Origin of the sequence: Aurantimonas sp. Leaf443 (genome assembly GCF_001425575.1) — a bacterium.
GTDB lineage: Bacteria > Pseudomonadota > Alphaproteobacteria > Rhizobiales > Rhizobiaceae > Leaf443.
The window spans coordinates 638,136-659,457 of record NZ_LMRD01000001.1 but is presented as its reverse complement, the minus strand read 5'-3'; the positions used below and the strand labels follow the sequence as shown (position 1 = coordinate 659,457).

Here is a 21,322-nt window from a genome sequence, read left to right as displayed (position 1 = left end):
CGCCGAAGGTTTCACGCGATCGCGATCCTTGCGCCTTGAAAGATCGGGCGCTTGCGGGTAAGGGACCCCTCGTCAATGCCCGGCCGATCGCTGGGGGCTGAACGGAAGGCAGCCGGTTCGCCGGTTTGATGGACGCCGAAGGGGCGTCGGCTTCCCGTGTCTCCGCTCTCGACCGTACCGCAGCGCCTTTCCAACGACGGGGCCCCTTCGGTCCCTGGGAAGGTCGCAGAGGCTTAGCCGCGTCTGCCGGGCAAAAACGCGAACGACAACGGAAAGGCGATAAGCATATGGCTCTTTACGAGCACGTATTCCTCGCACGCCAGGATATCTCGAGCCAGCAGGTCGACGCTCTCGTCGACCAGTACAAGGGCGTGATCGAGGCCCAGGGCGGCAAGGTCGGCAAGGTCGAGAACTGGGGTCTGAAGACCCTGACCTACCGCATCAAGAAGAACCGCAAGGCGTATTACACGCTCATCAACATCGACGCGCCCGCCGCGGCGGTGCAGGAGATGGAGCGCCAGATGCGCTTCAACGAAGACATCCTGCGCTACATGACGGTGAGCGTCGAGGCGCTGGAGGAGACCCCTTCGGTGATGATGCAGAAGCGTGACGACCGTCCCCGCCGCGGCGACCGCCCGGAGCGTGGCGACCGTCCGGACCGTGGCGATCGCCCGCGTCGCGACCGCGACGACGAGGACCGCCCGCGCCGCAGCCGCAACGCCGATTCGGAGTAATCCCAGATGGTCGACATCGCCCAGCTTCCCACGCGCCGGCCGTTCCACCGCCGCCGCAAGTCCGATCCGTTCTCCGGCACCGATTCGCCGAAGATCGACTACAAGGACGTCCGTCTCCTGCAGCGCTACATTTCCGAGCGCGGCAAGATCGTGCCCTCGCGCATCACGGCCGTCTCCCAGAAGAACCAGCGCGCCCTGGCCAACGCCATCAAGCGCGCCCGCTTCCTGGGCCTCCTGCCCTACGTCCTGAAGTAGGATCGACCGTTCCGGGACGGCGCGCCCTCCGCGCCGTCCCGGCCCTTCTCCGCTTCAGGCGCGCGGACGAGGGAAGCCACAGCCCAGCTGGAGCGCGACGCTCCTAACTGCCGTTCCGCAGGACAGCGACCGTAATGAACCCCAAGACGATCCTGATCGCCGGTGCCGCCGGCGCGGCCGCAGCGCTGCTCTTCGCAGGTCTGGTCCTCCAGTCCGCGTCCGCGCTCAGCCTCGCGCTCGCCGCCCCGATCCCGATCGCCATCGCCAGCCTCGGCTGGGGGTCGCTCGCCGGCTTCATCGCCGCCGCCGTCGCCACGCTCATCGTCGGCGTGCTCGCCGGAACGCCGCTCAGCGCCGCGACCATCCTCCTTTCCATGGCCCTGCCGACCGCGATCGCCGGCCATCTGGCGGGGCTCGCCCGCCCGCGCGAGACGCTCGAGACCGCGCCGACCTTTCCGCGGCCCATCGCCGAACCGCTGCCGCGCGCGCCGCAGCCGGCTGCGCCCGCGCTCGACTGGTATCCGCTGGAGCGCGTCCTCTTCGCGCTGACGCTGTGCGCGGCCTTCGCCTGCCTCATCCTCGGCTGGCTGATCGGCTACGACCCGGCCGAGATCGGGACGGCGGTCGGCGAGGCGCTGACGCAGGGCGATGCCGGCCTCTCGGCGGCGACGAACGCCCAGATCGCCGAGGTCTCCGCCCTCGTCGTGCGGCTCATCCCCTTCGTGCAGCCGGCGGTGCTCGTCCTCACGCTCGTCGTCGGCCTCTATCTCGGCGCCTTCGTCACCCGCCTGTCGGGACGGCTGCCGCGCCCGCGCGACGACATTCCCGCCGCCGCCGCGCTGCCGCGCGTCTCGCTCGGCCTCTTCGCGCTGGCGATCCTCGGCTCCTTCCTTCCGGGCGCGGCGGGCCTTGCGGCCAGCGTCTTCGCCGGCGCCTTCATCTGCGCCTTCGCCCTCGTCGGCCTCGCCACGATGCACCGGCGCACGCGCGGGCGGGCCGGTCGCGGCCTCATCCTCTTCACCGCCTATGCGGCGATCCTCCTCCTCTCGTTCCCGCTCGTCCTCTTCGCCATGCTCGGCGTCTACGAGACCGGGCGAGGCAGACCCGCCGCCGTCGGCGGCCCTCCATCCAACGACCAGTAAGCTTCCCGGAAAGGACATTCCCATGGACGTCATCCTCCTCGAGCGCATCGCCAAGCTCGGCCAGATGGGCGAGACCGTGCGCGTGCGCGATGGCTTCGCCCGCAACTACCTCCTGCCCAAGGGCCGGGCGCTGCGCGCCAACGACGCCAACCGCGCCCGTTTCGAGGCCCAGAAGGCCCAGCTCATCGCCCGCAACGAAGAGCGCAAGGCCGAGGCCCAGTCGATCGCCGACACGCTCGACGGCCAGAGCTTCATCGTCGTGCGCTCGGCCGGCGAGACCGGCCAGCTCTACGGTTCGGTCTCGAGCCGCGACATCGCCGACCTCCTCAAGGAAGGCGGCTACAAGGTCGCCCGCAACGAGGTCGAGCTGCAGCAGCCGATCAAGACGATCGGCGTGCACAAGGTCGTCCTCGCCCTCCATCCCGAGGTCGAGGTGACGATCAGCATCAACATCGCGCGCTCGCGCGACGAGGCCGAGCGTCAGTCGCGCGGCGAGGACCTGACCTCGGCGGCCGCCATCTACGGCGTCGACGAGGACGAATATGCCGACGAGGACGAGGCGGACGAGGCGGATGCCGCCGAGACCACCGAGTCGACGGACGAAGGCGACAGCGACGAGACGCCCGCCGCCTGAGGCCCTGACGCCCGACAGACCGAGGGGCCGCCGCGCGATCGCGGCGCCTCTTCGGCGCAGCACGATTCGGCCCGCGACCCCTTTCGGGATGCGCGGGCCGAAGCCGTTTTGGGGTCCGGATGCCGCCCCGGCGCGGCCACGACGAGGGCGCCGGCGTCAAGCGCGCCGAGCCCGCGTCCCCGATCTTATCCACACCCCTCCCCAGGCCATTCGCGTCTCGCGCAAGGCCCGCGCGATAGGTCTGATTGCGCTTGGCACGGCGGCCCGCGCCTGCGATCAAGGCGGACCCGGCGCGGTGCGCCACAGGGCCCCTGCCTTTTTTCGTGCACGATCCGTGCTTATTATGTTCCTGTGGAGAAGCGGCGCGCGCCTTGGCGCCCGCGCTGCGTCCACGGATGGAGTGATGACCCGGCCATGGCGGATGCGGCGCGAAAGTTCGAGGAAGAATCGGCGATCTACCGGGAGGCCCCGAGCAATATCGAGGCCGAGCAGGCGCTTCTGGGCGCGATCCTCGTCAACAACGACGCCTATTACATCGTCCACGACTTCCTGAAGCCCGACCACTTCTTCGAGCCGATCCATCGCGAGATCTTCTCCCGCACCAGCGAGATGATCCGGATGGGCAAGATCGCCACGCCGGTGACGATGAAGACCTTCCTGCCGGCCAACGACAAGATCGGCGAGCTGACGGTCTTCCAGTATCTCGCGCGCCTCGCGGCCGAAGCGACGACGATCATCAACGCGGCCGACTACGGGCGCGCGATCTACGACCTCGCGCTGCGCCGCTCGCTGATCCGCATCGGCGAGGACATGGTCAACATCGCCTTCGACGCGCCGCTCGACATGGAGCCGAAGGCGCAGATCGAGGACGTGGAACGACGGCTCTTCGAGCTCGCCGAGACCGGGCGCTACGACGGCGGCTTCCAGCCCTTCGGCGAGGCGCTGACGACGGCCGTGCAGATGGCGACGGCCGCCAAGGACCGCGACGGCGGCCTGTCGGGCGTCTCCACCGGCATCATGGCGCTCGACCAGCGCATGGGCGGCCTGCAGTCGTCGGATCTCATCATCCTCGCGGGGCGCCCGGCCATGGGCAAGACTTCGCTCGTCACCAACATCGCCTTCAACATCGCGGCGGCCTACGAGCCGGCCGAGCAGGCGGACGGCTCGTTCAAGGCCAAGAACGGCGGCGTCGTCGCCTTCTACTCGCTGGAAATGAGCGGCGAGCAGCTCGCCACGCGCATCATGTCCGAGCAGACCGAGATCTCCTCCTCCAAGATCCGGCGCGGCAACATCAACGACCAGGACCTCGTCAAGCTCATCGCCTGTTCCGAGCAGATGCAGCGCATGCCGCTCTATATCGACCAGACCGGCGGCATCTCCATCGCCCAGCTCGCCGCGCGCGCAAGACGTCTGAAGCGCCAGCGCGGCCTCGACGTGATGATCATCGACTACGTGCAGCTGATGCAGGGCTCCTCGAAGTCGCAGGGCAACCGCGTGCAGGAGATCACCGAGATCACGACGGGCCTGAAGGCGCTGGCGAAGGAATTGAACGTGCCGATCATCGCGCTCTCCCAGCTGTCGCGCCAGGTGGAGAGCCGCGACGACAAGCGCCCGCAGCTCTCCGACCTTCGCGAATCGGGCTCGATCGAGCAGGACGCGGACGTGGTTCTCTTCGTCTATCGCGATGAGTACTACCTCGCGAACCGGGAACCGAAGGCCGGCACGGACGAATACATGAAGTGGGAACTCGCGCTGAACGAGGCGCGCGGGAAGGCCGAGGTGATCATCGCCAAGCAGCGCCACGGCCCCACGGGCACCGCCCGCCTCGCCTTCCAGGCCGAGTACACCCGGTTCAGCGATCTCGCGGACGAGGGTTACCTGCCCGAGCGCTACGAGTAGGTGATGGAAGCCCCCGCCGCCCTCCTGCCACGCCCCGCCGCCGCCGCGCCCGCCGACCGCCAGCCGATCGTGACGATCGACGCCGCCGCGCTCGCCGCCAACTGGACGCTTCTCTCGACGCTCGCCCCCGCCTCGCGCACGGGCGCTGCCGTGAAGGCCGACGGCTACGGCCTGGGCGCGGCCGAGGTCGCGCGCACGCTGCGCACCGCCGGCTGCCGCGACTTCTTCGTCGCCTGGCCGAGCGAGGGCGCGAACCTGCGCGAATTCCTCGGCCCGCCCGCCGACATCGTGACGGTGCCCGTCGACGGCTCGCACGAGAGCGAGGCGCTGGAGGAGCCGCGCATCTTCGTGCTTCAGGGCATGGAGGCTTCCGCCGTGCCGCTTCTCCTGCGCCACCGGCTGATCCCGGTCCTGTCGACGCCCGACGACGTGGCGGCGTGGCAGACCGGCCTTCGCCTCTACGGCGCGCGGGCGCCCGCGGCGGTGCAGATCGAGACGGGCATGAACCGGCTGGGGCTGGACGAACGGCCGGCGCGGGCCGTGGCCGACGCCATGCGCGCCGGCTCGCTCGATCTCGTTCTGCTGATGAGCCATCTCGCCTCCGCCGACGAGGAGACGGACCAGAGCGAGCAGCAGCGCATGCGCTTCCTGGCGCTCTCGGTGCTCTTTCCGGGTCTGGCGCGCTCGCTCGCCAATTCGGCCGGCGTCTTTCGCGGGGCGCCCTATCATTTCGACCTCACCCGCCCGGGCATCGCCCTCTACGGCGGCGAGGCCGGCGCGCCCTCGCGCGGTCTCCTGCGCCCGGTGGCGACGCTCTCGGCGGCCATCCTGCAGGTGCGCGAGGCCAAGGCCGGCGAGGAGGCCGGCTACGGCGGCGCGGCCAAGCTCATGCGCGACACGCGCATCGCCACCGTCGGCCTCGGCTATGCCGACGGCTACCCGCGCTCGGCCTCGGGGGCCGGCGTGCCGGTGCGCGCGCGCGGCCCCGGCGCCGAAGCCGTGATCGCCGGCCGGCGCGTGCCCGTCCTCGGGCGCGTTTCGATGGACCTGACGCTCCTCGACGTCACCGATGTGCCGGAGGACGCGATCGCCCCCGGCGACCGCGCCGAGTTCTTCGGGCCGGCCATGCCGATGGACGAGGTGGCGCTTGCCGCCGGCACCATTTCCTACGAGCTCCTGACCTCGCTCGGCCCGCGCGTGAAGCGCGTCTGGCTGCGCGACTGAGACCGAATGGCCAAACAGAAGATCAGCTTCATCTGCCAGTCCTGCGGCGCGGTGTACCAGCGCTGGCAGGGCAAGTGCGAGGCCTGCGGCGAGTGGAACACCATCGTCGAGGAGAACGCGGCGGGCGGCATCGCCGGCGGTCCGCAACGCTCGCGGCGCAAGGGCACGCCCTCGGCGCTCCTGCCGCTTTCGGGCGAGAGCGAGGAGGCGCCGCGCATCGTCTCGGGAATCGGCGAACTCGACCGGGCGCTCGGCGGCGGCATCGTGCGCGGCTCGGCGATCCTGATCGGCGGCGATCCCGGCATCGGCAAGTCGACGCTCCTGATGCAGGGCGCGGCCGCGCTCGCCGATCGCGGCCATTCGGTCATCTACGTCTCGGGCGAGGAGGCGATCGCGCAGGTGCGCCTGCGCGCCCATCGGCTCCAGGCCGCGCAGAGCCGGGTGCTCCTGATGGCCGAGACCAATGTCGAGGATATCCTGGCCACCCTCGCCGATGCCGGGCGGCCGGATCTCGTCGTCATCGATTCCATCCAGACCCTGTGGAGCGATCTCGCCGAATCGGCGCCCGGCACCGTCACGCAGGTTCGCGCCGGCGTGCAGGCGCTCATCCGCTTCGCCAAGGCCAGCGGCTCGGCGGTGATCCTCGTCGGCCATGTGACGAAGGAGGGCCAGATCGCCGGTCCCCGCGTCGTCGAGCACATGGTGGACGCGGTCCTCTATTTCGAGGGCGAAGGCGGGCATCACTACCGCATCCTGCGCACCGTGAAGAACCGTTTCGGGCCGACCGACGAGATCGGCGTGTTCGAGATGAGCGACATCGGCCTGCGCGAAGTGTCGAACCCTTCCGAACTCTTCCTCGGCGAGCGCAACGACAAGGCGCCGGGCGCGGCCGTCTTCGCCGGCATGGAGGGCACGCGCCCGGTTCTGGTGGAGATCCAGGCTTTGGTGGCCCCCTCCAGCCTCGGCACGCCGCGCCGCGCGGTGGTCGGCTGGGATTCGGCGCGGCTCGCCATGGTCCTCGCCGTCCTCGACGCCCATTGCGGCGTGCGGCTCGGCAGCCACGACGTCTATCTGAACGTGGCGGGCGGCTTCCGCATCTCCGAGCCGGCGGCCGACCTTGCCGTGGCCGCCGCCCTCGTCTCCTCGCTCTCGGGCGCCGCCCTGCCCTCGGACGGCGTCTATTTCGGCGAGATCAGCCTGTCGGGCGCCGTGCGCCCCGTCGCCCATGCCGGGCAGCGGCTGAAGGAGGCCGAGAAGCTCGGCTTCCGCCGCTCCGTCCTGCCGGCTTCGAGCGCGGAACTGCCGCGCGGGCGGGATATGCGGGTCGACGAGGTCTCCGTCCTGCCCGATCTCGTGGCGAAGGTGGCCGCCGGCCGGGACGCGGCGTGAGCCGAAAGGGCGCGCCGGTCTTTGTCAAACGCGCATCGACGCGCTAGAGCAACGCGGCAGGGCACGCCGCCCTGCCCGCAGCCGATGTGTACCGTCGACAAGGCCGATCTTCCATGAACGTTACCGCCCTCGATGCGATCCTCTTCGCCGTGATGATGATCTCGGCCCTCCTCGCCATGATCCGGGGCTTCTCCCGCGAGGTCCTGTCGGTCGTCTCCTGGGTGGTCGCGGCCGTCGCCGCCTTCATGTTCTACGAGCCGGTGACGCCCTACGTGAAACCCTACATCTCGTCCGACACGGTCGCGATGGTGGCGGCCGCCGGCGCGGTCTTCGTGGTGACGCTGATCGTGGTCTCGCTGATCACGCTGAAGATCGCCGACTTCATCATCGACAGCCGCATCGGCGCGCTCGACCGGGTGCTGGGCTTCGTCTTCGGCGCGGTGCGCGGGCTGCTGCTCGTCGTCGTCGCCATGCTGTTCTTCAACTGGCTTGCGCCCGAGAACCAGCCGACCTGGATCGCCAACGCACGCTCCAAGCCGATGCTCGACGATCTCGGCGCGCAGCTCGTGGCCGCCCTTCCCGACAATCCGGAAGAGGTCATCATGGAACAGCTGAACCGCAACGCCCCGCAGAGCGAGGGCGCGCCCGCCACCGGCGCGCCGGCCGACGCCGCGCCCCCGAGCGACACCGCGCCCGGCGAAGGCGCGCCGAACGAACAGTCGATCGACGGGCTTCTGGGCGGCGGCACGGAAGGCGCGGCACCCGCCAACTAAAGGCTTGACGCCTTGTCTTCCGGACGCGCCGCCGCGTCCGGCGCCGGGGGTCTGCGGCCCGCGCCGCGCCAGCCGCAGTCGCCGCGCATGGCCGCCCGCTGGAGCCATTCCAACTCTTCGCTCGCTTGCGCGGTTGCGAAGGCTTATATGCAGGTCTTGGCGCGGCCCGCCGGCCCCCGGCACCTGACGGATCAATCAGATGGACGAAACGCCCTTCGACAGTCTCGACGGGGACACGCTGCACGAGGAATGCGGCGTCTTCGGTATCTACCAGCGGACCGACGCGGCCGCGGTGGTGACCCTCGGGCTGCACGCGCTGCAGCATCGCGGCCAGGAGGCGGCGGGCATCGTCTCCTTCGACGGAACGCAGTTCCACGTGGAGCGCCATGCCGGCCTGATCGGCGACACGTTCACCAAGCAGGCCGTGCTCGAACGCCTGCCCGGAACGAGCTCGATCGGCCACACCCGCTACGCCACGACCGGCGGCGGCGGCCTTCGCAACGTGCAGCCCTTCTTCGCCGAACTCTCCGCCGGCGGCTTCGCCGTCGCCCATAACGGCAACATCACCAACGCGCTCACCGTCCAGCGCGAGCTGCAGCGGCGCGGCTCGATCTTCTCCTCCACCTCGGACACCGAGACGATCCTGCACCTCATCGCGACCAGCGCGGCGCGCCATTTCAAGGACAAGCTCGTCGACGCGCTGTCGCGGCTCGAGGGCGCCTTCTCGCTCGTCGGCCTCTCGGCCAAGAAGATGGTGGGCGTTCGCGACCCGCTCGGCATCCGCCCGCTGGTGCTCGGCGACCTCGAAGGCTCGCCGATCCTCGCCTCCGAGACCTGCGCGCTCGACATCATCGGCGCCACCTTCGTGCGCGACATCGAGCCGGGCGAGATGGTGCTCATCACCGAGGAGGGGATCGAATCGATCTTCCCCTTCCAGGCACGCCGCCCGCGCTTCTGCATCTTCGAATATGTCTACTTCGCCCGGCCGGACTCCAATGTCGAAGGCCGCAACGTCTACGAGATCCGCAAGAAGATCGGCGCCGAACTCGCCCGCGAGAGCCCCGAGCCGGCCGATGTCGTGGTGCCGGTGCCCGATTCCGGCGTTCCGGCCGCGATCGGCTACGCGCAGGAGGCCGGGCTCCCCTTCGAACTCGGCATCATCCGCAACCACTATGTCGGCCGCACCTTCATCCAGCCGACCGATTCCATCCGGCACATGGGCGTGAAGCTCAAGCACAATGCCAACCGGCACATCCTGGAGGGCAAGCGCGTCGTGCTCGTGGACGATTCCATCGTGCGCGGCACCACCTCGCAGAAGATCGTGCAGATGGTGCGCGAGGCCGGGGCGACCGAGGTGCACATGCGCATCGCCTCGCCGCCGACGCGCGCGAGCTGCTTCTACGGCGTCGACACGCCCGAGAAGGCCAAGCTCCTCGCCTCGCGCATGTCGATCGAGGAGATGGCCGACTTCATCAAGGTGGACAGCCTCGCCTTCCTCTCGATCGACGGTCTCTACCGCGCGACGAACGAGCCGGGCCGCAACGCGCATTCGCCGCAGTTCTGCGACGCCTGCTTCACCGGCGACTACCCGACCGCTTTGACCGACCAGGATTCCTCGGACAATGTCCGCCAGCTCTCGCTGCTGGGCGGCGCGGGCTGATGAAACGGGGCCGGGCGGCACCGCGCCGCCGGCCCGCCCAAGCGAAGAGTGGCATCGCGTGACGAAGAGACTTGAAGGCAGGATCGCGCTGGTCACCGGCGCCTCGCGGGGCATCGGCTACCAGATCGCCAAGGGGCTGGCGGCGGAGGGCGCGCATGTCGTCGCCGTCGCGCGCACCGTCGGCGGGCTGGAGGAACTCGACGACGAGATCCGCCATCACGGCGGCACGGCGACCCTGGTGCCGCTCGACCTCACGGACATGGCCGCGATCGACCGCCTGGGCGGTGCCATCGCCGAGCGCTACGGCAAGCTCGACGTGATGGTGGCCAATGCGGGCCTGCTCGGCGTCCTCTCGCCGATCGGCCATATCGAGGCCAAGGTCTTCGAGCGCACGATGGCGGTGAACGTCACCTCCGTCTGGCGCCTCATCCGCTCGGTGGACCCGCTCCTGCGCAAGTCGGACGCCGGGCGCGGCATCGTCATCTCCTCGGGCGCCGCCCATTCGGCCAAGGCCTACTGGTCGCTCTACGCCGCCTCCAAGGCCGCGGTGGAGGCGATGACGCGCTCCTGGGCCAACGAGACGATGAACACGCCGCTGCGCGTCAACGCCGTCAACCCCGGCGCCACGCGCACGGGCATGCGCAAGGAAGCCATGCCCGGCGAGGACCCCAAGACGCTGCCGACCTCGAAGGATGTCGCCGCCAGGATCGTGCCCCTCGCCTTCCCCGACGTGACGGAGACGGGCCGCCTCTTCGACGTACGCCAGAACCGCTTCCTCACCTATCGCGACCCGGACTGAGGCCGAGGCCGTCCGCGTTCGGAACGCGAGAAGGCGCGACCGCCCGGCGGTCGCGCCTTCTTCATGGTCGGTTTCCGAACAGGATCAGTCCTCGCTCGCGGCCTCCCGGCGGGCGCGGCGGGAGAAGGCGCGGACGGAGAAGGGGATTGCCACGAAATAGGCGAGCGCGGTGAGCGACAGCGTCTCCCAGAAGAAGGAGACGAGCACCGCGACATAGAGGACGACGCCTAGGATGATCGGGATCGCCCAGTCGCGCGCCACGCGAATGCCAGCGCCCTTGCCCGACCAGGTCGGCAGGCGGCTCGCCATGAGGAGGCCGATCACCACGATGTAGAGCGCGGTCATCGAGGCGGTGAATTCGGGCAGGCCCAGATCGACCCCGGAAAAGCTGAGATAGACCGGCAGGAGGGCGAGGCCCGCGCCGGCCGGGGCCGGCACGCCGACGAAGAAGGCGCCGTGCCATTTCGGCCGGTTCGGATCGTCCAGCATCGTGTTGAAGCGGGCAAGGCGCAGGGCGCAGGCGCTGGCATAGAGGAGCGCGGCGATCCAGCCGACAGAGCGCGCCTCGTGCAGCGTGTGCGCGTAGAGGACGAGGCCGGGCGCGACGCCGAAATTGACGATGTCGGCAAGCGAATCCATCTCCGCGCCGAAACGGCTCTGGCCCTTCAGGAGCCGGGCGATGCGCCCGTCGATCCCGTCGAGCAGCGCCGCGCCGAGCACCATCAGCACGGCGAACTCGAAGCGTCCCTCGAAGGCGAGGCGGATGCCCGTCATCCCTGCGCAGATCGACAGGAGCGTGATGACGTTCGGCACGATGTGGCGGAACGGGATGCGCCGCCGCACGGCGACGTCGGGCGTGTCGCGATTGCCGGGATCGAAGGGCGGGAACGGCGATTCGACGGCCATCAGTCGCGCCTCGCGGGCCAGGTCGGGAGTTGGTCGCCGAACTCGGCGATGACGGTCTCGCCGGCGATGGCCGTCTGCCCTTCCGCGACGCGCGGACGCGCGCCGTCCGGCAGGTAGACGTCGAGCCGCGAGCCGAAGCGGATGAGGCCGATGCGCTCGCCCGCCTCGACGCGGTCGCCCGTCTGCGAGAAGGGCACGATGCGGCGCGCCACGAGGCCGGCGATCTGCACGACGCCGAACTCGCCGTGCGGCCCCTCGATCACGAAGGAATTGCGCTCGTTCACCTCGCTCGCCTTGTCGAGCTCGGCATTCTTGAAAGCGCCCTCGCGATAGGCAATGCGCGCGATGCGCCCGCGCATCGGGGCGCGGTTCACGTGGCAGTCGAAGACGTTCATGAAGACCGAGATGCGCAGCATCGGGTCGGCGCCGAGCTCGAGCTCGGCCGGCGGCACGACATGCCCGACGAGGCTCACATGCCCGTCGGCCGGCGAGATGACGAGATGGTCGGCGATGGGCGTCACGCGCTGCGGATCGCGGAAGAAATAGGCGCACCAGGCGGTGAGGATCAGGCCGATCCAGAAGAGCGGCTCCCAGAAGAAGCCGAGCACGACCGAGGCCACGAAGAACCCGGCCACGAACGGATATCCGGCCCGGTGCAGCGGCACGAAGACGTTTCGGATCGATGCGATGATGTCCAAGGGTCTACTTTCGTGACGGCTGAAGGGTCGCGTCTGGCTTAGGGCAAGGGTCCGGGGCGAGGCAAGACGAAGCCGCGCCAGGCATCGGCTTTTAGATGGAGCGCGGCAGCGTTTCGGCCAAGGTCCATGGGAGACAGGCGAAACCTGCCTGCAACCTCTTCTAGAAATTCTCGTGCCCTGTCAGAGTGACGGCACCTTGCAACGGGCTCGAGAGGGGAAAGCGAGGATGGGGGACATCAACGCCTTTGTCGTCATGATCGGCGTGATCTTCCTGCCCGGCATCCTCTGGGCTCGGTTCGACGCCCGATATGCGCGCCAGACGAAACCTTCCGATTTCGCGCTGGTCCTGAACGCGTTCATGTTCGGAATCGCCTCATACGTGCTGACGGCTCTCCTTTACGAGGCGTGGAACCTCGTGACGCGATCCAATGTGAGTTTCGATCTACTCGTCACCTTCGAGGAAGGGGCAGAGAAGTTTCAGGGGCGCATCATCGACGAGATCGCCGTCGCGTCCTGTGTTGCCGTGGTCGGCGGCGTCCTCTGGCTCTATGGGGAACAGTACAAGCTCGTGACACGCGCCTTACAGGCGATCGGCGCCACCCGTCGTTACGGGGACGAGGACGTCTGGGATTTCACCTTCACGTCGACGAGTTCAGCTCTTCGTTATGTCCATGTCAGAGACTTTTCACAAAACGCAGTGTTCGCCGGCTGGGTCGAGTCGTTCTCTGAAACGGGAATGATGCGAGAATTGGTTCTTTCGGGGGTACAGGTCTACAATTCGGACACTGGCGAGTTCATTTACGCGACGCCCCGTGTCTATCTCGCCCGTCAGCCGGATGGAATGACAATCGAATTTCCGGCTCAGCCGGAGCAGATAAGGCAGTCGCCCGATGACCGATCCTAAACTCCAATCCAGTTCTGAACATTTGATGGAAGGGTTCAGCAAGATCCCCCCGATCCAGGAAGGACCGGCCCGAAAAGGTGGTCGAAATCCCAACCCGAGCGAAGGGTTCGTGGCAAGGCCGCCGGCTCCGGCTGCGATGAAGCCTTCCACCGCCCGCGCGCCGAAAGCCGCAGACTGATCGTCGGGCGCTCGCCCTAAACCTCGACGGGCCGGCGACGCTCCACGATGCCGAGGGCGTCGGCTTCGCGGGCGCGGCGCAGGGTCTCCTCGGCTTCGCTCGCCTCGCGCTGCATCGTCCACATCTCGGCATAGAGGCCGCCGGCCTCCAGGAGGTCGCGATGCGAGCCGCGCTCGACGATCTCGCCGGCGCGCAGGACGATGATCTCGTCGGCCCCGACGATGGTCGACAGGCGGTGGGCGATGGTGAGCGTCGTGCGCTCGCGCGAGACGAGATCGAGGGCGGCCTGGATCTCCTGCTCGGTATGCGTGTCGAGCGCCGATGTCGCCTCGTCGAGGACGAGGATGGGCGGAGCCTTCAGGATCGTGCGGGCGATGGCCACGCGCTGCTTCTCGCCGCCGGAGAGCTTGAGCCCGCGCTCGCCGACCATGGTGGAAAAGCCGTCCGGCAGGAGTTCGATGAAGTTGGAGATCTGCGCGAGCTCGGCGGCGCGGCGCACCTCGTCCTCGCCGGCCTCCATGCGGCCGTAGCGGATATTGTAGGCGATCGTGTCGTTGAAGAGGACGGTGTCCTGCGGGACGATGCCGATGGCCGAGCGCACCGAATCCTGACGCACCGCCGCGATGTCCTGCCCGTCGATGGTGATGCGGCCGGACTGCAGGTCGTAGAAGCGGAAGAGGAGGCGCGAGATGGTGGACTTGCCCGCGCCCGACGGTCCGACGATGGCGACCGACTTGCCGGGCGGCACCTCGAAGCTGATGCCCTTGAGGATCTCGCGCTCGGGATCGTAGCCGAAGCGCACATTCTCGAAGCGGATGCGGCCTTCGGGCACGGTCAGGGCCGGCGCGCCCTCGCGGTCCTTCACCTCGGCATCGACGTCGAGAAGACCGAACATGGCTTCGATATCGGTCAGGCCCTGGCGGATCTCGCGGTAGACGAAGCCGATGAAGTTCAGCGGCACGGCGAGCTGGGTCAGCATGGCGTTGATGAAGACGAAGTCGCCGAGCGTCTGCGTGCCCGCGCGCACCTCCATCGCCGACATGACCATGGCGATCGCCGTGCCGATGCCGAAGATGAGCCCCTGGCCGAAGTTCAGCCAGCCGAGCGAGGTCAGCGTGCGCGTCGCCGCGACCTCGTAGCGCGCCATGGAGAGGTCGAAGCGATCGGCCTCCATCGCCTCGTTGCCGAAATACTTGACCGTCTCGAAGTTGAGGAGGCTGTCGATGGCCTTGGTGTTGGCCTCCGTGTCGCTGTCGTTCATCTCGCGGCGGATGCCGATGCGCCAGTCGCTCGCCTTGATGGTGAACCAGGAATAGAGCCAGACCGTCACGGCGACGACGACGAGATAGGAGACGCCGTAGGAGACGCCGAAGATCGCGGCGACGAGGACGAACTCGAAGATCGTCGGGATGGAATTGAGGATCGTGAAGCGCACGATCGTCTCGATGCCCTTGGTGCCGCGCTCGATGATGCGCGACAGGCCGCCGGTGCGCCGCTCCAGATGGAAGCGCAGCGACAGGCGGTGCATGTGCACGAAGGTGCGGAAGGCGAGCCGGCGCACGGCGTACTGGCCGACGCTCGAGAAGATCGCGTCGCGCAGCTGGTTCAGCGCGACCGAGATCAGCTTGACGATGTTGTAGGAGACGACGAGCGTGATCGCGCCGGTCAGCACGATCGGCAGCCATTCGCGCGCGGAATTGGCCCCGTCCAGCGCGTCCGTCGCCCATTTGAAGAAGTAGGGCACGGCGACGGTGAGGAGCTTGGCGAGGACGAGGAAGAGCGTGGCGTAGAGCACGCGCCGCTTCAGGTCCGGCCGCTCGCTCGGCCACATATAGGGCCACAGCGCCTTGATCGTCGAAAGCGTCGCACCGCTGTCGCCGGAGATACGCGGTTTGGCGGAAGCCACGGGTCGGAAGAGCCTTTCGGGAAGCCCGTGCCTTCGCACCGGCGAAGCGCAAGCCTTTAGGCGCTTCTCCCCCGGGGCTCAAGGGTCATGAGGCCGCGCCCGGGGCGCTCTCAGCTCTTGGCGCCGGGCGCCGCCTCGTCCTTCGGAATGCGGAAGATCTGGCCGGGATAGATGCGGTCGGGGTCGCGGATCTGCTGGCCGTTGGCGAGGTAGATCACGGTGTAGCGGCTGCCGCGCCCGTAGGTCTCGCGCGAGATGCGCCAGAGCGTGTCGCCCTTGCGGATGATGACGCGCGGCTCGCTCGCCTGCAGCGCCGCCTGCCGGCGCACGGGAACGCCGGCGTCCGGTTCGGCGGTCGCGGGGGCCGGCGCAGGGGCCGGAGCGGGGGAAAGGGCGGGAGACGCGGCGGGCGCCCGAGCGGCCTCGCCGACGGGTGCCGGACCGCCGGCGAGAGGCGCGTCGGACGGCGTCTGCCGAGCCGGGGCCTGGGCGCCGCCGGGCACGACGTCCTGCGCGGCCGGCGCGCGCGGGGGCTCGCCCCGGGCCGCGGAGGGAGCGGCCGGAACCGTGTCGACCGGCGCCGCGGCCGGCTCCGGCGCCGGCGAGACGGCCGCGACGGCGACGCCCTCGGGGCGCTCGAACGGCACCTCGGCGCGCGCGGAGACGGCGCCCGAAGCGGAGATCTCGTCGGCTCGGACCATATGCGGGCCGACCGCGACGGGCGACTGCGCGGTGACGAGGAAGCGCCCGTCCGGCCCGACGGGCGCGGCGGCGAGAAAGTCGTTGTCGACATAGAGCCGCACGGTCGAGCCCGGCGTGCCGCTGCCGGCCACGTAGACCGAGCGGTCCTCGATCTCGACGGCATCGACGCGCAGGGGGGGCTCGGCAGGATCCTGCGGCTCGGCGGCGGATGGCGGGGTCCCGGCCTGCGGGCGCGGCGATGCGGGCGCGCCTGCCGGGGTCGCCGCGTCTTCGCCGGCTGCGGGCGCGTTGGCGGCCGGCGGCGCGGTCCCGGCCGGCTCGGCCTGCGGCCGCGAGATGATGCGCGAGGGAGCGTCCGGCGTCTCGACCATGGCGAGGACCTGGCCCTGCGCCCCGTCGCCGGGGACGCTGACGACGGCGGCCTCCTTCGAGACGCTCGACCGGCCCGCCTCGTCCTGCGCGCGGATGCGCAGCTCGTGATCGCCCGCCGGCAGCGGGTCGCCGAGGACGACGACGAACTCGCCGGCCGCGTTCGCGGTGTCGCTTCCGAGCACCCGCTCGCCGTCCGACAGGGTGACGGCCGTGCCCGGCGCCGCCTTGCCCGCGACGATGGTCGAGCCGTCGGGTTCCACGCGCAGGATGTCGAAGGTCGGGCTGCCGTCGGCGGCGACAGGTGCCGGTGGCACGACGCCGTTGGCCGACGCCGCGCGACCGGACGCGGGCGCCGGCGCGGCCTCGCCGGCGGCCGGCGCGGACGCGGTTTCGGCCGGCGCGGCGGGGCCTGTGCCCGGCGCCGCCGCTTCTGTCGCGGGCGCGGGGACGGATGCGGCGGGAGCCTGCGCGCTCGGGGTGCCCACCGAGGAAACGGCCGGCGCGTCCTGCGGCGCGGCCTCGTCGCCGGCCAGATCCGGCGTGCGGGAGAGACGCTGGCTCTCGCTGTTCAGCATGTCCCAGTACCCGGCCACGATCGCCGCCAGAAGTACGAGGCAGAACAGGACGATCGCGAGCGCCTTGCGATGCATGGTGTATCTCCGCGGGAGGCCGGCCCGAAGCGCCGCCCTCCTGAAATCTGATGGTCTTTCGGCCTTGACAATTATAGAGAAGACCCAAACCCCACAAGCAAATCACCCGGCCTTCCGCGGGCGTCGTTAATGGCAAGAATGCCTTACGGGTTGCCCGGCGCAGGCGGAGGGACCGCGAATGCGCCGTTGCCGTGCGCCCGCGCGCACGTTGACACTCGCGGGGAAGGCGAACTAACGCCGCGGGACCCAGCCGGAGGAACGACGATGCTGAAATTCGGAACGAGCGGCCTGCGCGGGCCGGTGACCGATCTCCTTTCGGGCGCGAGCGGCGCCTATGCCAAGGCCTTCGGCACCCATCTCCTCCAGAGCGGCTTCGCCAGCCCGGGAGCGATGGTCTTCCTGGGCCAGGACCGGCGCGAGAGCAGCCCCGCCATAGCCCGCGACTGCGCCGCCGGCCTTGCGGCGGTCGGCCTCGTTCCGGTCGATTGCGGCGCGCTGCCGACGCCCGCCCTCGCCTGCCATGCGATGGCCAAGGGCGCGGCCTGCCTGATGGTGACCGGCTCGCACATTCCCGCCGACCAGAACGGGCTGAAGTTCTACCGGCCGGACGGCGAGATCGAGAAGAGCGACGAGGCGGCCATCGCGGCCGCCGTCGCCGACGTGGCACCTCTTTCGGCGACGCAGGCCGACGCGATGGAGAGCGACGGCGGCGCGGCGCTCGACGCCTACCGCGCCCGCTATGCCGGCCTCTTCGCGCCGGGCTTCCTGGAGGGCAAGCGGATCGGCATCTACGAGCATTCCTCCGTCGCGCGCGACCTTCTGGCCGACCTCCTGGCGGATACGGGCGCGAGCGTCCTGCGCCTCGGCCGCGTCGATGGGTTCGTGGCCGTGGACACCGAGGCGATCGCGCCCGAGACGATCGCCCGGTTCGGGCGCTGGTGCGCCGAGCATTCGCTCGACGCGATCCTCTCCACCGACGGCGACGCCGACCGGCCCTTCGTCGCCGACGAGACCGGGCGCCAGGTGCGCGGCGACGTGCTCGGCCTGCTCACGGCGCGCCGCCTCGGCGCGGGCACCGTGGTGACGCCCGTCACCTCCAACACCGGCATCACCGAGGCGCTCGGCTTCGACGTGGTGCGCACGCGGGTCGGCTCGCCCTTCGTCATCGAGGGCATGGCGCGGGCGGCCAGGACCGGGCGCCATCCCGTGGTCGGCTTCGAGGCCAATGGCGGCTTCCTCACGGCGACGCCGGTCGAGATCGGCGGGCGCACGCTCTCTCCCCTGCCGACGCGCGACTGCGTCCTGCCGATGCTCTGCGTCCTCTCGGCCATGGCCGAGGCGGGCACGAGCCTCTCGGCCCTCGTCGCCTCGCTCGCCTTGCCGGTGGCGGCGAGCGGGCGCATCGAGCATTTCGCCCGCGAGGACAGCGCCCGGCTGATGGCCCATCTGACCGCCGCGCCCGCCAATGTCACGGCCTTCGCGGAGGGTCTGGGCACGGTGCAGAAGGTCGCCGACATCGACGGGGTGCAGATCTTCCTCGACGGCGGGTCCGTCCTTCACGTGCGCCCCTCCGGCAACGCGCCGGAGATGCGCTGCTACGGGGAAGCGGCGCGCGCGGAGGCCGCGCAGGCGCTGGTCGATGCCGGTCTGGAGCGCATCCGCGCCTTTGCCGCCGCCACGCCCGCCTGAGGCAGACGTCGACGGCCGCTTCCGGCGCTCACCCCCTGGCGCCGGAAGCGGCCTTGCGGCGAAGGCGGCGGCGCAGGGCGCGCGCCCGCCTGACCCAGTGGCCGGCCCTCGCCCGCAAGAGGCGCCGCCACCGCTCGCGCAGGGCGAGCGCGGAGGCGACGGGCCAGAGCGGCTTGGCCCGCAGATCGACGAGCACGTCCACCATGCCGTGGCGGGCCGGCCAGCGCGTGGCCTGGAACCCGGCATCGCGGTGGTTGCAGCTGTCGACCTCCTCGATCGCGCCATCCGCGAGATAGCGGAGGGTGATGTTCTCGAAGAGGAGAAGGCCCGGCGAGGACTTGCGGAAGCTCTCGTCGAAGGCGATGCGCCAGGTGAAGGCGCGGCGCCCGGCATGGAGCGAGACCGAGACGGCGAGCGGCCGGTCGTCGAGCTTCAAGGCATGGGTCTCCACCAGCCCGGCCAGCGCCATGTCCCGGAGATAGGCGCGGAAGAACAGCGCGACGGCGCGATCGCTGGCGACGGCGCTGCCGCGCGCGCCCTTCCAGCCGGCCGCCTCGAGCGCCAGGAAGTCCTCCACGCTGGCCGCGATCTCGCAGGGCGTGCGGGCCACGACGAAATCCAGACGACCGGAATCGGCGAGCCGGCGGCGCTGGCGCTGCTGCTCGCGCCGGTGCTGGCCGGAGACCGTGGAGCTCCAGAAGGCCGGCCCGTCGGGGGCCGGCAGGAGCCTTGCGCGACAGCGCCGCTCGGTGATGGCGACGCGCCCGTCCTCGGCGTCGGCGGCGCGACGCAGGGGTTCGAGGAGGCAGGCGTTGAGATCGCCGATCTCGACGAGGCCCGGCAGGTCGCCGCGATGCTTCAGCGTGACGAGGAAGGCGCGCAGCACCGGCTCGACGAGGTCGCGATCGATCACCGGACTGCCGAGATTGGCGAGCGGCGAGACGGGGCTGACGAATCCCTCGAACGGCCAGGTGACGCGGCTGCGCTCGAGAATGCCGAAGAAGACGCCGACGAGGCGCGCCTGCCCGTCCCAGGCGAGCAGCGCGGCCGTGCGGGCGGTGGCGGCGATCGGCAGCGCGGCGGCGGGGTGCATGAAGGGATTGGGCGCGGCCGCGCGCGCGCACAGATCGTCGAAGGCCGCGCCGAGCGCGGCGAAGCGCGGCGCGTCGGCGATCTCGACGGTGATGCGCGGCGCCGCCGGATCGGCCTCCGGTTCGAGCCGCTGCGGCTCCGGTCGCAGGAAGAGCCCGCGCCAGAGCCGGCCGGGGCCGGGAAGCGCGAGCGGGACGGACGAAAGCCGCTTCAGGCTTCGCGGGGCGGCGGCCGCGCCCGGCTCGTTCGCCGTCACGGCCGATCCGCCGCTGCGGGCTTTGCGGTCTTCGATCGACGCGTCATCCAGCTGCGGCCCTCCGCGCCGGCGGCGCGCAGCCGGCGGGCGGCCATCCGCGCCTGCCAGCGCAGGCGCTCGGCGGCGGCGAGAACGGCGAAGGACGGACTTCGTCCGGGCCTCGCGTCGAAGATCAGGTCGGCGACGGCGCGCCGGCCGGTCCAGAACTCGGCCATGTAGCCCTCCTCGCCGGCATTGCAGGAATCGACCAGCGCGACGGCGAGCTCGGCAAGCAAGACGTCGGTCGTCTCCTGGAGGAGAACGAGTCCCGGCGCGCAGTGCGAGAGGGTCTCGTCATAGGCCGATTTCCAGGTAAAGGCGCTCTTCCCCGAGCGCAGGACGATGCGCAGCGCGACGGGGCGGCCGTCGACGCGAAGGGCGACGACGCAGGCGCGGGCCCGCTCGGCAAGGCGCAGCACGGCCAGCCGGAAGAAGGCCTCCAGCGCCGGCCGGGTGCGGATGGCGCGCGCCTCGCGCCCCGAGCCGCCCTTCCAGCCGGCCGCCTCCAGCGCCAGGAACTCCTCGAGCGCGCTTTCCACCTCCCCGGGGGAGCGATGGACGTCCACGGTGACCGTCCCGCGCTCGGCCAGACGCCGGCGGCGCTGGCGCAAGGCCCTGACGCGGTTCGGCGAGAGCCTGGCGCGCGTGGTCTCACCGGCAAGGAGCGGGCGCTGGCGCGGGTTGAGCGTGAGATGGGCGCGCCCGCTCCGCTCGAGGACCGTGCGGAAGGCGGCGGCGACCGGCCCCTCGGTGCCGACCGCCACCACCTCCACGAGATGCGGGTGGCCGGGCCGGCGGGCCAGCGCGTCCAGGATGGCGGCGAGCGCCGGCACCGCGTTCTGCGCGTCGAGGAGCGGAATGCCGAACGGGGCGTGGTCGTGGACCGAGGCCTTCAGAACGTCGAGCGGCAGGCGCGAGGACGGGCGGCATCGCAGGAGCGCCCAGGCGCCGTGGAGCCGCCCGGTCAGCGCGCCGTCCCGCATCTCCCAGGCGAGGACGACCTCGACCGGGCCGTTTCCGGCGGCTCGCGCCGCCGCGCCGACAAGCATCGGCTCCATAAAGACGTTGTCCTCGGCGGCCCGCGCGACAAGATCGCCGACGAGGCGGTCCATCGCCTCGAACCGGTCCGGGCCGACGATCTCGGCCAGGATCGTCGGCGCGCCGATCCGGCGTTCGGCGAGGACGCCGGGGCGGGAGGCGCTCTGCCGCAGCGCCGCGACGGGCGGGACGGGCACGGGGCTGGCCGGAAGGGCTTCGATCATGGACGCAGGTTCCGCTCTCGGGGATCGGCCGGAGTCTAGGCCCGGCGATCCGCGTTCCCGCAGGCCGGATCGGAAGTAATTCGTTTCTTCCGGGAACCCCGGCGGCCCCGCGCCGCGCCGTCCCGCGGGTTACCCCGTCCGGCCGCCCGCCCTCCCAGG

General features: G+C 70.4%; 18 protein-coding genes. 12 read left to right on the top strand and 6 right to left on the bottom strand.

Translation table 11 applies throughout. The annotated features are described in order from the left end of the window. Nucleotides 1-287: 287 nt before the first annotated feature. From rpsF to ASG48_RS02885, 10 genes are all read left to right on the top strand, one after another. Entirely contained in the window at nt 288-734 is a 447-nt protein-coding gene (rpsF, locus tag ASG48_RS02930; RefSeq protein ID WP_055844873.1) for a 30S ribosomal protein S6, read from the top strand. A 6-nt stretch (nt 735-740) separates the two neighbouring features. Next, nucleotides 741-989, top strand: a complete 249-nt coding sequence (rpsR, locus tag ASG48_RS02925) for a 30S ribosomal protein S18 (RefSeq protein ID WP_055844870.1) — start codon at nt 741-743, stop codon at nt 987-989. Between the two features lie 134 nt (nt 990-1,123). After that, nucleotides 1,124-2,131, top strand: a complete 1,008-nt coding sequence (locus ASG48_RS02920; RefSeq protein ID WP_055844867.1) for a hypothetical protein — start codon at nt 1,124-1,126, stop codon at nt 2,129-2,131. Nucleotides 2,132-2,153: 22 nt separating this feature from the next. Continuing rightward, nucleotides 2,154-2,765 (top strand): 50S ribosomal protein L9, encoded by a 612-nt coding sequence (rplI, locus tag ASG48_RS02915; protein ID WP_055844864.1) that lies wholly within the window; start codon nt 2,154-2,156, stop codon nt 2,763-2,765. A 414-nt stretch (nt 2,766-3,179) separates the two neighbouring features. Continuing rightward, entirely contained in the window at nt 3,180-4,664 is a 1,485-nt protein-coding gene (locus ASG48_RS02910) for a replicative DNA helicase (RefSeq protein WP_055844861.1), read from the top strand. Between the two features lie 3 nt (nt 4,665-4,667). Continuing rightward, on the top strand, nt 4,668-5,888 hold the full coding sequence (alr, locus tag ASG48_RS02905; RefSeq protein ID WP_055844856.1) for an alanine racemase: 1,221 nt from the start codon (nt 4,668-4,670) through the stop codon (nt 5,886-5,888). A 6-nt stretch (nt 5,889-5,894) separates the two neighbouring features. Next, a complete protein-coding gene (gene radA / locus ASG48_RS02900) occupies nt 5,895-7,277 on the top strand; it encodes a DNA repair protein RadA (protein ID WP_055844854.1) in 1,383 nt (460 codons plus the stop codon). Nucleotides 7,278-7,390: 113 nt separating this feature from the next. Beyond that, entirely contained in the window at nt 7,391-8,050 is a 660-nt protein-coding gene (locus tag ASG48_RS02895) for a CvpA family protein (protein ID WP_055844851.1), read from the top strand. A gap of 199 nt (nt 8,051-8,249) precedes the next feature. After that, complete coding sequence (purF, locus tag ASG48_RS02890) at nt 8,250-9,710, top strand: amidophosphoribosyltransferase (protein ID WP_055844849.1); 1,461 nt, start codon at nt 8,250-8,252, stop codon at nt 9,708-9,710. A 58-nt stretch (nt 9,711-9,768) separates the two neighbouring features. After that, complete coding sequence (locus ASG48_RS02885; RefSeq protein ID WP_055844846.1) at nt 9,769-10,509, top strand: SDR family NAD(P)-dependent oxidoreductase; 741 nt, start codon at nt 9,769-9,771, stop codon at nt 10,507-10,509. An 84-nt stretch (nt 10,510-10,593) separates the two neighbouring features. Here ASG48_RS02885 and ASG48_RS02880 read toward each other — a convergent pair whose 3' ends face one another. Both ASG48_RS02880 and ASG48_RS02875 read right to left on the bottom strand, forming a co-directional pair. Next, entirely contained in the window at nt 10,594-11,415 is an 822-nt protein-coding gene (locus ASG48_RS02880; RefSeq protein ID WP_055844845.1) for a phosphatidylcholine/phosphatidylserine synthase, read from the bottom strand. Further along, a complete protein-coding gene (locus tag ASG48_RS02875; RefSeq protein ID WP_082529187.1) occupies nt 11,415-12,194 on the bottom strand; it encodes a phosphatidylserine decarboxylase in 780 nt (259 codons plus the stop codon). The genes ASG48_RS02880 and ASG48_RS02875 overlap by 1 nt, the downstream gene beginning before the upstream one ends. 145 nt (nt 12,195-12,339) lie before the next feature. On the opposite strand from ASG48_RS02875, the gene ASG48_RS02870 reads away from it, so the two are divergent. Then, complete coding sequence (locus ASG48_RS02870) at nt 12,340-13,017, top strand: DUF6338 family protein (protein WP_055844839.1); 678 nt, start codon at nt 12,340-12,342, stop codon at nt 13,015-13,017. 194 nt (nt 13,018-13,211) lie between these two features. Here ASG48_RS02870 and ASG48_RS02865 read toward each other — a convergent pair whose 3' ends face one another. Together ASG48_RS02865 and ASG48_RS18505 are read right to left on the bottom strand one after the other, a co-directional pair. Continuing rightward, on the bottom strand, nt 13,212-15,101 hold the full coding sequence (locus ASG48_RS02865; RefSeq protein WP_055844836.1) for an ABC transporter ATP-binding protein/permease: 1,890 nt from the start codon (nt 15,099-15,101) through the stop codon (nt 13,212-13,214). Nucleotides 15,102-15,211: 110 nt separating this feature from the next. Beyond that, on the bottom strand, nt 15,212-16,825 hold the full coding sequence (locus ASG48_RS18505; protein WP_055844833.1) for an Ig-like domain-containing protein: 1,614 nt from the start codon (nt 16,823-16,825) through the stop codon (nt 15,212-15,214). Between the two features lie 267 nt (nt 16,826-17,092). Between ASG48_RS18505 and ASG48_RS02855 the strand changes: the two genes are divergently transcribed. Beyond that, the gene (locus ASG48_RS02855) at nt 17,093-18,514 is read left to right on the top strand and encodes a phosphomannomutase (RefSeq protein WP_055845431.1); all 1,422 of its coding nucleotides are present in this window, start codon (nt 17,093-17,095) and stop codon (nt 18,512-18,514) included. 28 nt (nt 18,515-18,542) lie between these two features. Here ASG48_RS02855 and ASG48_RS02850 read toward each other — a convergent pair whose 3' ends face one another. Beyond that, nucleotides 18,543-19,862: a GNAT family N-acetyltransferase gene (locus ASG48_RS02850; protein WP_055844830.1), complete on the bottom strand. Its 1,320-nt coding sequence runs from the start codon at nt 19,860-19,862 to the stop codon at nt 18,543-18,545. Further along, nucleotides 19,859-21,163, bottom strand: a complete 1,305-nt coding sequence (locus tag ASG48_RS02845; RefSeq protein WP_055844827.1) for a GNAT family N-acetyltransferase — start codon at nt 21,161-21,163, stop codon at nt 19,859-19,861. Before ASG48_RS02845 ends, ASG48_RS02850 begins: the two co-directional genes overlap by 4 nt. Nucleotides 21,164-21,322: the final 159 nt, after the last annotated feature.

What these genes read in the sequence shown, in the direction of transcription:
- rpsF (WP_055844873.1), top strand. Translation starts at nt 288, where the DNA reads ATGGCTCTTTACGAGCACGTATTCCTCGCACGCCAGGATATCTCGAGC.
- rpsR (WP_055844870.1), top strand. Translation starts at nt 741, where the DNA reads ATGGTCGACATCGCCCAGCTTCCCACGCGCCGGCCGTTCCACCGCCGC.
- ASG48_RS02920 (WP_055844867.1), top strand. Translation starts at nt 1,124, where the DNA reads ATGAACCCCAAGACGATCCTGATCGCCGGTGCCGCCGGCGCGGCCGCA.
- rplI (WP_055844864.1), top strand. Translation starts at nt 2,154, where the DNA reads ATGGACGTCATCCTCCTCGAGCGCATCGCCAAGCTCGGCCAGATGGGC.
- ASG48_RS02910 (WP_055844861.1), top strand. Translation starts at nt 3,180, where the DNA reads ATGGCGGATGCGGCGCGAAAGTTCGAGGAAGAATCGGCGATCTACCGG.
- alr (WP_055844856.1), top strand. Translation starts at nt 4,668, where the DNA reads ATGGAAGCCCCCGCCGCCCTCCTGCCACGCCCCGCCGCCGCCGCGCCC.
- radA (WP_055844854.1), top strand. Translation starts at nt 5,895, where the DNA reads ATGGCCAAACAGAAGATCAGCTTCATCTGCCAGTCCTGCGGCGCGGTG.
- ASG48_RS02895 (WP_055844851.1), top strand. Translation starts at nt 7,391, where the DNA reads ATGAACGTTACCGCCCTCGATGCGATCCTCTTCGCCGTGATGATGATC.
- purF (WP_055844849.1), top strand. Translation starts at nt 8,250, where the DNA reads ATGGACGAAACGCCCTTCGACAGTCTCGACGGGGACACGCTGCACGAG.
- ASG48_RS02880 (WP_055844845.1), bottom strand. Translation starts at nt 11,415, where the DNA reads ATGGCCGTCGAATCGCCGTTCCCGCCCTTCGATCCCGGCAATCGCGAC.
- ASG48_RS02870 (WP_055844839.1), top strand. Translation starts at nt 12,340, where the DNA reads ATGGGGGACATCAACGCCTTTGTCGTCATGATCGGCGTGATCTTCCTG.
- ASG48_RS18505 (WP_055844833.1), bottom strand. Translation starts at nt 16,825, where the DNA reads ATGCATCGCAAGGCGCTCGCGATCGTCCTGTTCTGCCTCGTACTTCTG.
- ASG48_RS02845 (WP_055844827.1), bottom strand. Translation starts at nt 21,163, where the DNA reads ATGATCGAAGCCCTTCCGGCCAGCCCCGTGCCCGTCCCGCCCGTCGCG.